This is a genomic window from Shewanella sp. SR43-4, from assembly GCF_014163845.1.
GTDB classification, from domain to species: Bacteria; Pseudomonadota; Gammaproteobacteria; order Enterobacterales; family Shewanellaceae; genus Shewanella; species Shewanella vesiculosa.
This window is the reverse complement of record NZ_JACJEB010000001.1, coordinates 372011-385362: the sequence shown is the minus strand read 5'-3', so window position 1 is coordinate 385362 and position 13352 is coordinate 372011. Positions and strand designations below refer to the sequence as shown.

Sequence of the window (13352 nt, the reverse complement as noted above, 5' to 3'; positions counted from 1 at the left end):
AGTATCGGCCTGTTAGATTAGGTGTTGTATTTTTTATACTTTTATCGAATTTAACCTTACTTTTGGGGTGTGCGTTAACTCACCAACGGGCAAAATAGTACGCCCGTATTCGGCATTCAACACTTGCGCCATCGCAAAGTAAATAGCGCTTGCACCACAGAAAATACCTTCAAATCCGGCAATAGTGCCAAGCAATGCATTATCAGTAAAATCGCGCGCAGCCAGTAAGAAAAACAATATGGTTAATGAGCCAAATATTACTTGTTTTGCTCGAGGGTAGCGTAACGAACCCACAAACATAAAGGCTGTAAATGTGCCCCACAGGGTTAAATACCAGCCCATAAAGTGTGCTGGACTGGCCGCTACCCCCATATTAGGCATTAAAATAATCCCCACTAAGGTTAACCAAAATAAGCCGTATGAGGTAAATGCCGTAGTACCAAAGGTATCGCCCCGCATAAAGCACATTATGCCGACAATCACTTGACCAATACCTCCGTAAAAGATCCCCATTGCGAGGATCATCGAGTCAATGGGGAAATAGCCAGCATTATGAATGTTGAGCAGTATGGTGGTCATGCCAAAGCCCATTAATCCTAATGGTGCAGGATTCGCTAATTTTGTAACCATGATGTTTCCTTAATGGAAAAATATAACGACCAAATAACGTCGCTAAAGATTAATTTGTACCCCGATTGGGCAAGGCGCGCATTTTAGAGAAAGCTTCAGCGGGTAGCAATAAGTGACAGGGGAGCCATGATGTTAGTAGTAAGATAGATATTATTATTTAAAAACAATAACTTAGCGTTTTTTTCGTGCGGTGGGTGGGTTAAGTGTATTAATATTCGAGTAATAAACTATTTAAATTCAATTAGATACATAAAACACCTTCAACTGGTGTGATATTATTCAAGTCGTTGCTATTGCTGTGATGGGCCTCAAATATAGGGCTAAACTGTTGTCAAATCGCCTAATGAAGTCGTTACTGCAACATGCTAATTTGTGACGTAAGCAACACTAACTGATTAAGTTTGTAGCGGCTTGCAAAAACAATATTTACTGCAAATTAATCGTTAACCTCTGCTCGAATTAACGAATGGGATAAATGCGCTAAAGTCAGTATCTATGACCTATTTTGTACCAAACGTGTGATTTGTGCCCCAGACCACAGACTAAATTTCTACTGCTAGTTAGTCTGTGGTGAGGTGTTAACTAAAACTACATCAAATAGGCCAACATTATTTTGGTTTATTTATCATCGGAGGTTATATGCAGCATAAGTTTATTACGACGGTCTTAGGGACTTTACAGCCCAATCTTTTGCAATCACTTGCTCAGGTAAGCCGTGAAATTGGCGCAAGTTGGGAGACCAGTAAAGTCATTAAACTCGATGGGCAATTTGTTGCAATGATGCGGGTGATGATAGATGCAGATAAAGAAACGCTATTAAAACAAACATTAGAGCAGAAGTTTAGCCAACTAACCTTTGTCTATGCTGAATTTGAAAGTGAATCGATACATTTTTCTCAAGAGTGTAAGCTCACTTTAGATTGCAGTGACCGTTCAGGGTTAACTCATGATATTAATGAAATTTTAGCGGATCTTGATGTCAGTGTTGATCACCAAGAATGCTACCGTGTACAAGTAACCAGTTTAGGCAAAACGGTATATAGTGCCAAGATGACGTTAAGATTACCTGAGAATGTAACCATCGCGTTGTTAGTCTCTCAACTTGAAACCTTAAGCGACAATATTCGCATCGGCATAGAAGACTAAAATACCTTGAACTAACGTCCACTATGGATTTAGCTCAAGATGTAAACCATCATATTGAAAATAAACATATAGCGAGAAAGACGGTAGCTTTTTGAACAGTACTTGGCTTTAATCACTGCTTTTACCTTGGGTTAAGGCAGTGATGCTTTATTGACGGCATTGACGATTTTATTGGCTGTGTCGCCATCAGCTAGGCTGCCAATGACAACCTGGTTGATGAGACTCTGCGGCAATTACACCGTTGGACGGTGCAAATCAAAGCGTAATTCTTCAGCAATACCATAATAAGCCGATGGGCCGCCGGCTCTAAATACCGGATCTGCTAATGCGGTTTGGTAGATACCTTCAGCGCTGAGTAAGTGCTTGTCAATGTGCACTGCCACAACCTCTCCGAGCACTAACCAGCTATCAATTTTGTCACCATTTGCTGCCGTTAGTTGGATGCATTGCGACAGTTTACATTCGAAGCTAACAGGACTTTGTGCAATAAGATCGGCCTTAACAATATTACCTGCTATTGGCGTTAATCCGGCAAATTCAAATTCATCAGTACCATGAGGAAGTGCGGCAGATGTTTGATTCATTTGTACTGCTAGGTTACGGGTAGTGAGGTTCCACACAAATTCGCCAGTTTCAACGATATTAGCCACGCTGTCTTTCCAGCCAACACTGGCAAAACCGATAATTGGCGGATCATAGTTAAAACAGTTAAAGAAGCTATAAGGTGCAAGGTTGCGTTGGCCCTGAGCATTACGAGAAGAAATCCACCCTATTGGTCGCGGGCCTATAATGGCATTGAGTGGATTATGTGGCAGACCATGGCCTTTGCTTGGTTCATAAAAGTAGCGGTTATCAGTACTCATATCTTACCTTGTTTTATTGTTAAACGTGTCTAATGGTATCAAGTAGGTTAATGGCAATAATATCAGTAAATCAGCCCCATTAAATTCATACTATCAGATCCATATGATGACTTTATTAGCCTAATGGTGACCTTTACTATCACGGGTTAAATGCCGTCCATAGTAATCGCAAACCAACGATGATCATTAAGCTAAGAATGATTTTTTTAAACTGTTTTTCGTCAAATTTATCCTGGATGCGTAGTCCCAATTTTACGCCAATCCAAGCGATAGGCGCTAACGATGCCGAGATTAATAAATTGCTCAGGTTAATTTGCCCCAACATACTATAGGGAATTAACTTAACTAAATTTATCACTGCAAAAAACACTACGGCAGTTCCCAAGTATTCTGTTTTAGCTAAACGCAGTGGGATCAGATAGGCATTTAATGGTGGTCCTCCCGCATGGGCAACAAAGCTGGTAAAGCCTGCAATGGTGCCGCACATTCTACCAATTAGCGCGGATGGTTTTCGTTGTGACCATTCACCTAATGTGAGGCCGTAGATGCCAAACCCTAATGAAATCACGCCAAGTATACCGCGTAAGTATTGTTCATTAAGTTGATCAAATAATAGATAAGCCACCACAATACCGACGATAGCAGCAGGCAATAAAATCCACAGTTGTGCTGTATTTTGTTTCCCCCACCACGAGCGTACACTTAAAAAGTCCATATAAACGAGCAAGGGTAGCATCACTGCCGCAGCGGTTGCGGGGCTAATCGCTAATGCTAATAACGGCACTGTTAACCCGCCAGCACCGCCAGCAAAACCTGATTTTGACATACCTGTGATTAATACTGCTGGAATAGCCACTAACCAAAATAATGGATCTGTTAACACCGACACTCCTGCGCCAATCATGATTATTGGCAATTAATAGTAGATAGTTAGAATTGGCAATTTGGATTATTAGGGAGAGATAATATCACTGCCTAATGGTATATGCTCAGCTGGTGAATAGCATATTTAATCTCAACTTAGGAGAAATGCGCGATGATCTAATTGAGCGAATAGTTACCCTAGGGCGATATTGTACTGATCAATAATTATCTATTTACCCTTGTGGGTGCAATTAACTTATTATGATGTGAGACAATAATGTTGGTTAATTTTAGTTTTATGTTGAAAAGCGCTATTGCCTGATATCCTATTGCAAAATAACGTGATAATTTACGAATAAATGGAATTCACATCGTTAATGGAGGAACAATGCTGGCATTTTTGAGCGCTCATGGAAATGTGCCTTTTTCAATTGCACTGGTAATAGTGATCATGTTGGGCACGTTTGAGCTTATCGCAATGATTGCTGGTTTAAGCATTTTTAGCGCGTTAGACAACTCGTTATCAGTCGATACTGATGTCGATATGGATGCTGAAACGTCTATCACCGGCATGACAGGTTTATTGGGCTGGTTGTGCCTTGATCGTTTACCGCTGCTTATTTGGCTGGTGTTGATATTAAGTAGCTTTGCGATTGCAGGCTACGTAATTAACTTTACTAGCTTACAAATCTCAGCAGCACTACTGCCGCAACTTATCACTGTACCTATCGCGTTTATTATTACGCTTATTTCTAGTCATTTCCTCGGCAATGCTGTTGCTAATATTCTTCCTAAAAATGAAACCTCGGCGATTTCTGTTGATTCACTTGTCGGTTGCGTCGCTACCATTACTCAGGGGCGTGCAGTTAAAGGCATGCCTACAGAGGCGGTGGCACGTGACGAATTTCAACAAAAACACTATGTATTAGTTGAGCCAGAACGCCTAGGTATTGAATTTGTCCGAGGCGCGGAAGTTGTACTGTTAGCTCGCAAAGGCAAGGTGTGGACGGCTGCACAAATTTAGTTAACTTAATAATAATCACTCTATATTTTCAAACGGTCATGCCATTGCATTGTGCTGACATGATCGAATTACTCTGTTGTATTTAAAAGGACATTAAATGGAAACCTTAACAAGCTTTGATTCTGGAAGCAGCTTTATCTTATTAATTGCAGGCCTAGTTATATTAGGTTTGATTGTAATAGGGCTTATTTTTGCCAAACTGTATAAACGCGCCAGCAAAGAAATGGCATTTGTGCGTACAGGCTTTGGCGGTGAGAAAATCATTAAAGATGGTGGCGCAATTGTACTGCCAGTGCTGCACGAAACGATTTCGGTCAACATGAATACTCTGCGTATTGAAGTCGAAAAAAACCAGAAAGATGCCTTGATCACCAAAGACAGAATGCGTGTGGATGTAAAAGCCGACTTTTATTTACGAGTTGCGCCGAATGCCGAAGGGATTTCTATGGCGGCACAAACCTTAGGCACTCGTACTAATCGTGTTGAAGAACTCAAAAAATTAATGGAATCAAAGTTTGTCGACGTATTACGTACCGTGGCAGCTGAAATGACCATGACCGAAATGCACGAGCAGCGCGCTGACTTTGTTCAGCGAGTGCAGAATAATGTCGCCAACGATCTTGAGAAAAACGGTTTAGAACTCGAATCTGTTTCACTGACGGGTTTTGATCAAACTGACTTGCAATTCTTTAATGAAAATAATGCTTTTGATGCCGAAGGTCGGGCACGTCTAGCTAAAATCATTGAAGAAAAACGTAAAGAAACCAACGATATCCAACAAGAAAACCGCATCAAAATTGAACAGCGTAATCTTGAAGCGGAAAAAGAATCGTTAGAGATTGAAAAGTCGGAAGAAGAAGCACGCCTCGCGCAGCAGCAGTCACTTGAATTTAAACGTGCCGATCAAAAAGCTGAAATCATTAAACAAAAAGAAAACAAAGCCCGCGAAGAGCGTGAAGCCGAAATTGCTAAAGAGCGCGCAATTGAAACCGCTGAAATTGAAAAAACCAAAGACATCGAAACCCGTGAAATTGAAAAATATAAGTCTATTGAACAGTCACGCATTCAGCAGCAACGCGATATCGAAGTATCAGAACAAGACAAACGCATTGCCGTAGCCGCTAAGTCAGAAGAAGAGTCTGCCGCCCGTGCTCGCGCCGCAGAAGCGGAAAAAACTAAGGTAGAAAAAGAAGAGGCGGTGATTACTGCGCGCCAAACTGCTGAAGCTAATCGTCGTAAAGACATCGAAGTTATTGACGCCCGCAAAGAAGCTGAGCGCGACGCAGTGGGTGTTACTGTTAGAGCTGAATCAGAAAAAATTGCCGCGGAAGATAGAGCGAGTGCCATTTTAATTGAAGCGCGTGCCAGTGCAGACGCTAAGATGCTCAAAGCCTCAGCCGATGAGAAGATCTATGCAGTAGAAGCGGCTGGTAAGCGGGCGCAGTACGAAGCTGAAAACGTACTGAGCAACGAACAAATTGCCTTACAAAGATCATTAGCGATATTAAAAGCCTTACCTGAAATTGTCGCACAAGCGGTTAAACCACTGGAAAACATTGAAGGCATTAAGATTTTACAAGGCTATGGTACGGGTAATCAGTTTGGTAATGGTGAGAGTCACCCATCGCAAGGCGGTATTGCTGAGCAAGTGACAACCGCGGCATTAAATTATCGTGCCAATGCGCCTGTTGTCGATGCCATGCTGCGCGAGTTGGGGCTAGTTAATGCAGAGTCAGGTAATTTAAACGACCTACTGACAGGCAATAATACACTGACATCTGAAGCGATTAATGCCATTCAATCGGCCAAAACAGACTTTAGTGTCGATGAAGTTACCCCTGGGGTTAATCCAGCCCAATAAGCTGATTAACCTGTGGGTTTACATAACAGAGTGTTGTTATCTTGCTCTATTAATAATAAAAAGCGTCAATAGACGCTTTTTATTATTTACCTGACTGATGAGCATCACACCGCGATAAACCATAAATCAGTAACGCGGGTAAAATGGCTTTACTTTAACTTTGTGATACCAATTAACACGCAAATGATACCCCCTGCCATTCCTGCCCATGCTTCTATCGGTGTATCACCACTTAATGCCCTAGTAAATTGAGAGCTCGCTGAATCATAAATATTGTAGCCCCACAAAGCTAAAAAAATACCCGCAATGACAAGCACAATTCCGATAATTTTATTATTCATTCTTACTCCAGACGTCTGATGACGTTACCCTTGATGGACCTAGTTGAATAGACCAATGTTAATAGCCTCTATTATTAGCCATAAGACTGACGCTGCAAACGAAAAAATGGACATTTAAAAGGTACATTTACAGATAGTTTTCGTTAATGAGCAGATAAATGCTCGCATGTATCGAGTTTATTGTCGTTCAAATAATACCGCTATAAGCTAAGTCATTGCTGGCTGTATCAATACCTCTATAAATGACCTTGATAATTTTTATTGTGGTTTAAAGGCATTAAATTCACCTCTGATTTTTTCTATTCGCTCACGATTCACCCCAAAATCAGAACTGCCAATACGCGAAGCTGATCTAACATGTATGGTTATTTTATCCGCTGCGGTTGATGGGAAGTAAAACTCCACATCATCGACAAAGCGCATTATCTGCGAGGTAAACTCTACGCGAATATAATCGTCCTCAACCACAACGATATTGGCACGCTCTGCAGTCTTGAGTATGTGTAACAGGCGTACTTGTGCTTGCTGCTGGGTGCCGGTGAAATACAGCGGTGCGATAGCATGCTCTTCATCTGCGGAGGTTTGTTGGCTATTAACGCAGTTTGGCGAATTAGGGCAGGGGGTCAATTGGCTATTATTGATGCCTAAGGTCGGTACAGTGCCAGAGCAGCCCATTAACAGCATCATGCTGAGTGTGATAATTGAAATCTGTTTGTACATTATTAATATCCTTTTATTTATTTTCACGGTGACCGTAACTTAATACTCGAGTTATTTGCCATTTGTCGTCTACTTTACGCCAAACCATGACAAAGTCAGCTTTACCTTCGCATTGGTTGGTTTTATTGTGACAAAAGATATGTTCCCCTTCGGTAATCGCCCCAAAATCTTTAATCGGGTGGACGTTAAAAGAGCCCTCAACCAGCTTTCGAGTGTAATGGCCACAGGCATTATTTTTCGTATTGGCGATCATGGTGTCACGATCCCAGGTTACTCCGCCATTATCATGATAAAACTCGACATCAGTGGCAAAGTAGCTCGCATGTTTCTGCAGTTCTTCAGGATTTTCACAATGATTAAATGAGTCAAACACCGCGGTATCAAGCGCTTTCATTTGGTCAGCTAAGCCGCCATCATCTGCGACCGATGACATCGAAACCAAGGTTAATAAAACTAAGTAGATTTTTTTCATTACTATCGACTCCTTAAGAGTAAGTCACCTGAACTCAGGATATGTACTAATGTTGAGTTCGGACAGCATAACATTGAGCTTAATATTATTGGCCGGCTAACATCGCCGCCAACCTTTAGGACATTAACATAACGGCTTTTAGGTTAAGTAACGATAGCCTTTTATGACAATTTACAGGGGAAAGAGGCCGATTTAATGACGGTAGGGTTTTTTAGATGAATGAAGTCATAAAAAAACTGCCGACGAGCATGGCTTATCGGCAGTTGATTTTTATTCAATAAAGCTTTATCAGCTCGGCATTACTGCTCGGCTTTTACATCACGTAGCGATGCTGCTGCACTGTCACCAACATCATCAATAACTGTGTTATGTGAGTTGTGAGTCTCCGTCAGGCGACGCATCAGCGGTAATACGGCAAGGGCGATAAAGGTACAAACCACGGCTGCGATACCCAGTTTATTAAATAGGCTGGTATACACAGGTAAGGTTTGCAGTGGATCAACTAAATCCTTTGGCACACTGGCGAAGTTAGCAACCACACCGCCCAGATACTGTGAAATACCAGAAGCGACGAAATAGGCTCCCATCATAAAGCCGCCCATACGCGCTGGCACGTAGCGGGCAATCATCGCAAGACCAAGGCCACTCACCAGCAATTCACCTAAAGAATATGAGGCATAGCCCCAGATCATGATCCATGAAGAGGTTTTACCATTGACGGCAAATTGATCGGCAAAGCCATAGATAAAGAAGCCTATTGCCACTACTGCAAAACCGAGGGCAAATTTCGCCGCGATAGAGAAGTCTTTATTATTGCGACCCGCCCACGAATAACTCCACGCAAGTACAGGGCTTAATACCATGATCCATAATGGGTTCAATGCTTGGAACTGGGCTGGCGACCAAGTCCATAAATGAGTACCAAAGAATTGGAAATCCCAGTCCACATTACGCAGGGCAAACAACGCTAATGAAGTCGACATTTGCTGATAGAAAATAAAGAAGAACACGGTTTGCACTGTGAGGATCAGCGCTGCAATCAGTCCTGCTCGTTCACTGGTTTCGCTGGTGCGGATCAAGTGAAAGAAGATTGCCAATACCGCTACACCAGCGGCGTAAACGAAGACACGGGCAACCGCTTCATATTCAAGAATAATGGCCGAAGCGACAACCGACAACGCAGCTAGCGCCAATACGATGGCAAGGCTTTTTTTGTTTACTGGGCGCGTATCAGGCTCTGAACCAAAGTGGGCTAAACTTTTACGCATGAGTGCATAATTGCCTAAACCTACCAAAATACCGACACAACACACGGCAAAGGCCGCATGCCAGCCAAATTCGTTACCATACTCGGCATTAACGTAATCTTTAATCCAAGGTGTCAATAACATAGAGAAGGTCGAACCGACGTTTACCGCCATATAATAGATGGTAAATGCACTGTCGATTTTAGAGTCATCACCTTCGTAAATCTTACGAACTAAGTTACCCGCATTTGGTTTGAACAGACCGTTACCGACTACAATCACACCGAGTGCTGAAAACATAAACCACGTATTTTCAGTGGGTACGGCCATCAGCGCATAACCCAAAGACAGAATCCCTGCACCGAGGAGCATAGTGCGTTTGGTGCCGAGGATCTTATCCCCAACCCAGCCACCAATCGCCGGTGATACATAAATGAGCGCCGCACAGGCACTCCACACTAAGTTCGCGCGAGAGTCATCAAAGCCAAGTCGCTGCACCATAAAGTACACAATCAGCGCTTGCATGCCGTAATAGCCAAAGCGTTCCCATAATTCAATAAGGGACACAGTCATAAATGAATGTGTTTTACTTACCGGAGCAGTCCCAATAGTCATATCGCTTGCTTCCAACATTGTTGTTTTAATATTTGAGCTCAAAAGTATAAGGCGATAACCAAAGCAAACCAATGGTAGATAATGGTAAAAACAGATTTTGTTACAAATCAACTTTTCAATTTCAGTTAATCTTAAGGTTTTTGTTGGTTCAATTTTAATAGATAGAAACTTCTGGACTCAAATGGCTCAATCCAAAAAACAATGTTCACAACTGAGCTCTCTCGATAAATGTGGCGGAGGGATAGCTTACTTACATAAAAAGGAACCCATGGGTTAAAAGTCCTATCTTTCGCCAAATGAAAAAAGGCTCATCATTGCTGATGAGCCCTTCGTCTTTAATGCGGCGAATAGGGGGAGGTGTTTCCTATTTCCAAGACGCCTGTATATGTGAGCTGTAAGAGTATTGAATGAGTAAATTGTTACATCAAACTGTTATTTCGATCACTAGAAAAATGATGTTCAGTCAGAAATGCTAAAGCTGAATCATAGTTATAGTTATAGTTATAGTTATAGTTATAGTTATTGAGCCATAGTCTCTTGTTATGTGTTGTTTTCTGGGAGTTCTTTGATTACAACAAAGTAATAAACAAAATATCCTATCCAGGATATAAAAAACGACATTAGAAACCAAATTACTTTCTGTGCACCTTTTGCTTTCTTAGAAACTAAAGCTAGTATCCAAGGTAACATCCATATTATAAAAACAGGAATAATCAAAATTTGCCAAATACTTATACCTCCCATAATAAACTCCTTTTTAATTGAAACTACAAAAAACATAATGCTTAAAGCAGCTGCACGATGCGCGTCAGTTGCCTTTACTTGTTAGTGTTTGTCCAGCTTTTGCATCAAGGCTAAAAGCTCATTTACAACTAACTCAGGTTCATCCACCTGAACAAAATGGCCACTTTTTTCTGTTAGAACAGTTTTCCCCTGTGGAAATGCACCAGCCCAAGTTTGCCACAGTTCCCCCCACATTTTTCTGCCTTCATCGGTAAAAAACAAGTTAGCAGGATTCTTTGTTTTCCTGACCGAGGCAATAACTGTTACGGGTATATCTTTGATCTGTGGATAATCAGGAAGCGGTCTTTTACTCCAAAAATCGAGATATTGGTTTGACATACCATTAGCCACATCATCTAGCTTGATTTGAGCAATTTCTCGGTTCGCTTTTTCTAAATCAATGGCCCGCAATATATCAACATCATGTTCAGAGGACGGATCTAACAATAAGAGCGCTTTTACTTGTTTTGGATAAGCAGTTGCAAAGTCTCTTGCGATGCTGCCACCATATGAATGAGCGACCAAAATGACAGGCTGTTTAATATTCAAATTAACTAAAAGTTCACTAGCGTAGTCTGCATAATCATTCGACGTAAAATGACGCTTAATAACTGTTGATTTGCCATTACCAACTCTAGAATAGCGAATGACCGTTGCATGCTCTGCTATTCGGTTGAAAACAGTATCCCAATCAGACATGCTTGCACCACCACCAGCTTCCAATAAAACGGTATGCTTACCCTGCCCAGCAACTTCGTATTCAAGTTGAAACTCATTAACGTTAATCAGGTTAGGTTGTGCCGCTATTGAGAATGATAATGCAATGCCAATTAATGAAATGAATTTCAAATCTGCTCCTCAAAACACTAACGCCCTTCTAATAAGTGAACCATGTGCTGGCGGGCGATTTGCTCAGCAAATGGTATGACAGACATGGTAAATCTTAATTTAGAGTCTTGTTATGCATTTTAAGTGCAACCCACTTTATGGGGGGTCGAATAAATACCCAGCAGAGCGATGCTAATAGTAGGCCAGAAAAGTAAGCACTAAGTGCTAACTGCTCATGATAGCTAGCACCATCGACCTCAATCTTTTTCAACAGGTGATTACCTTTAAGGTACTCCCCCTTTATTGATTTACCACGTATTTCATCTCTGTACAATTCGCAAAAATTGTATTTTTTAGTCATGAAATAGTCTGTGCCATTTTTTGAAAATCGAACTGAATAGGTACTAAACTTTCCATTTAGTTCACATGAGATAGCGCTATTACTTAAATCTATTTCTTCGATATTTTCATCTGACCAGACATGAAAAAACCAAACCGATATACTTAAAAGTATTACAGCTAAAATGACAATATCGATTTTATGATTAATCCAAAATTTGGTCATTTACCCACTTTGCATAACAGATTATTGAACGGCTCGCCCGATAAAGTCCGCTATTCAAGTTATTGATTTATATCATCCTACATTTTCTATGTCTTTGATGTAAAGTGATAAAATACTCTCAATATTCCCAAATCAACCGAGGTTGTGCGTTAATGTCGTTTGAAAAACAAGCGATAATATTTATTTGCAATATTATCAATCAATTATACTTTCCGAAATAAATCTACATTACGACTTTAGGCTTACCTAATGAGTAGTTTCATTGTAATTAAGCTAAATCTATTTATACCTGTATATAAATCAGTTCATTCGGTTAAGCGCAATCTAGCCAGTAAATAATGGCTTATATAGAAAAGTACCTCAATACTTCGAGTAACTATTTCTCAATAAATAAAGTCAGCATGTATGTCTCAACGATTACACAGAATTACATTTAGTAATGCGGCATATAGCGTTAAATGAATACATAAACTATGTATAGAATGAATTAACACAAACTGAAAACATTAAAATTCTCGTGTAATTACGCAGTAATCAAAAAAGCTGATTCTATCACAAAAAAGGCCCCATCATTGCTGATGAGGCTTCCCCGTTGAATGTGGCGGAGGGATTTGAACCCAGGCTCTCAAATTGAGTAGTTAAAATAGTCGTTTAAATTCATTTATTTGCACGGCTTAATACTTTCAAAGTCTGCAATTGCTAACTAAGATTGACTTTATTCCTGAAGGTGAAAAAAGTCAATAATTATGAGCCTTTAAAAATTGTTTTATATACTTTTCAGCTGAATACTTTATGGGTTATTCCTCATCTAATTGTAAAACATCCGAATTGCTTGTTTTCCAAGCTGACAACTCAACGATAAACGCATTCAAAGACAATTGCTCACATTGGCTTTCACTCAAGGTATTGGAATAGTTTATCCCAATACTTGTTCTTACCAAAATATCCTTTTTCAAATAAAAAGAATAATATAAATCACCGTCAGAATTCAAATTTAAAGGGGTAATAGCATTTGGTCCTTTATCACCATAAATACCAAGATCTACTTTATGTAATTTTAAACAATGAAATTTTGTTGGAATACTTCCTATCTTTACATCAATTTTGTACATACCGTATATTTCACTTGCTTTAACTTGTATTTCTACATCGTAGCTTGCTGCATTTACTCTTGTTATATAAGTAGACTTATAATTACTCGGCCAAACGCAGAAGCTAATTACGGCCAGAATAATAATCAAATACTTGATTGATATCATTTTAAAGTTTCCCAACCAATAAAACCAAGCCATATATGGGCAATTAACATAATTCGTTTTCATTGTTTTGGTGATAGTTATGCTCAATGTACTCAATTCATCAATTTCAATCAAAATAGTTGAATAATTCTTGT

General features: G+C 40.3%; 14 protein-coding genes. 3 read left to right on the top strand and 11 right to left on the bottom strand.

Annotated features, from left to right (window positions below):
* Nucleotides 1-33 precede the first annotated feature (33 nt).
* Nucleotides 34-630, bottom strand: coding sequence for an acetate uptake transporter (locus tag H5123_RS01740; RefSeq protein WP_124015213.1), 597 nt, complete (start codon nucleotides 628-630; stop codon nucleotides 34-36).
* A gap of 639 nt (nucleotides 631-1269) precedes the next feature.
* Here H5123_RS01740 and H5123_RS01735 point away from each other — a divergent pair.
* The gene (locus tag H5123_RS01735; protein ID WP_182696816.1) at nucleotides 1270-1776 is read left to right on the top strand and encodes a glycine cleavage system protein R; all 507 of its coding nucleotides are present in this window, start codon (nucleotides 1270-1272) and stop codon (nucleotides 1774-1776) included.
* Nucleotides 1777-2009: 233 nt separating this feature from the next.
* Here H5123_RS01735 and H5123_RS01730 read toward each other — a convergent pair whose 3' ends face one another.
* Together H5123_RS01730 and H5123_RS01725 are read right to left on the bottom strand one after the other, a co-directional pair.
* A complete protein-coding gene (locus tag H5123_RS01730) occupies nucleotides 2010-2639 on the bottom strand; it encodes a flavin reductase family protein (protein WP_182696815.1) in 630 nt (209 codons plus the stop codon).
* Between the two features lie 139 nt (nucleotides 2640-2778).
* Entirely contained in the window at nucleotides 2779-3522 is a 744-nt protein-coding gene (locus tag H5123_RS01725; RefSeq protein WP_182696814.1) for a sulfite exporter TauE/SafE family protein, read from the bottom strand.
* A 369-nt stretch (nucleotides 3523-3891) separates the two neighbouring features.
* Here H5123_RS01725 and H5123_RS01720 point away from each other — a divergent pair, with 369 nt between their 5' ends.
* Nucleotides 3892-4527 carry a YqiJ family protein gene (locus H5123_RS01720; protein WP_182696813.1) on the top strand — a complete coding sequence of 212 codons (636 nt, stop codon included), beginning with the start codon at nucleotides 3892-3894 and terminating at the stop codon, nucleotides 4525-4527.
* Between the two features lie 97 nt (nucleotides 4528-4624).
* Nucleotides 4625-6388, top strand: a complete 1764-nt coding sequence (locus tag H5123_RS01715) for a flotillin family protein (protein WP_182696812.1) — start codon at nucleotides 4625-4627, stop codon at nucleotides 6386-6388.
* Nucleotides 6389-6537: 149 nt separating this feature from the next.
* Here the strand turns inward: H5123_RS01715 and H5123_RS01710 are convergent, their stop codons facing one another.
* The 8 genes from H5123_RS01710 to H5123_RS01675 all read right to left on the bottom strand — a co-directional run bounded on the left by H5123_RS01710 (nucleotide 6538) and on the right by H5123_RS01675 (nucleotide 13218).
* Entirely contained in the window at nucleotides 6538-6729 is a 192-nt protein-coding gene (locus H5123_RS01710) for a DUF3185 family protein (RefSeq protein ID WP_124015207.1), read from the bottom strand.
* A gap of 258 nt (nucleotides 6730-6987) precedes the next feature.
* Nucleotides 6988-7449 (bottom strand): DUF1499 domain-containing protein, encoded by a 462-nt coding sequence (locus H5123_RS01705; protein ID WP_182696811.1) that lies wholly within the window; start codon nucleotides 7447-7449, stop codon nucleotides 6988-6990.
* A 13-nt stretch (nucleotides 7450-7462) separates the two neighbouring features.
* Entirely contained in the window at nucleotides 7463-7921 is a 459-nt protein-coding gene (locus H5123_RS01700) for a nuclear transport factor 2 family protein (protein WP_182696810.1), read from the bottom strand.
* Nucleotides 7922-8220: 299 nt separating this feature from the next.
* Nucleotides 8221-9783, bottom strand: coding sequence for a peptide MFS transporter (locus H5123_RS01695; RefSeq protein WP_182696809.1), 1563 nt, complete (start codon nucleotides 9781-9783; stop codon nucleotides 8221-8223).
* Nucleotides 9784-10323: 540 nt separating this feature from the next.
* Nucleotides 10324-10527: a hypothetical protein gene (locus tag H5123_RS01690; RefSeq protein ID WP_182696808.1), complete on the bottom strand. Its 204-nt coding sequence runs from the start codon at nucleotides 10525-10527 to the stop codon at nucleotides 10324-10326.
* An 81-nt stretch (nucleotides 10528-10608) separates the two neighbouring features.
* Nucleotides 10609-11415: an alpha/beta fold hydrolase gene (locus tag H5123_RS01685; RefSeq protein WP_182696807.1), complete on the bottom strand. Its 807-nt coding sequence runs from the start codon at nucleotides 11413-11415 to the stop codon at nucleotides 10609-10611.
* A gap of 94 nt (nucleotides 11416-11509) precedes the next feature.
* Nucleotides 11510-11959 carry a hypothetical protein gene (locus H5123_RS01680; RefSeq protein ID WP_182696806.1) on the bottom strand — a complete coding sequence of 150 codons (450 nt, stop codon included), beginning with the start codon at nucleotides 11957-11959 and terminating at the stop codon, nucleotides 11510-11512.
* Between the two features lie 797 nt (nucleotides 11960-12756).
* Nucleotides 12757-13218 (bottom strand): hypothetical protein, encoded by a 462-nt coding sequence (locus tag H5123_RS01675; protein WP_182696805.1) that lies wholly within the window; start codon nucleotides 13216-13218, stop codon nucleotides 12757-12759.
* Nucleotides 13219-13352: the final 134 nt, after the last annotated feature.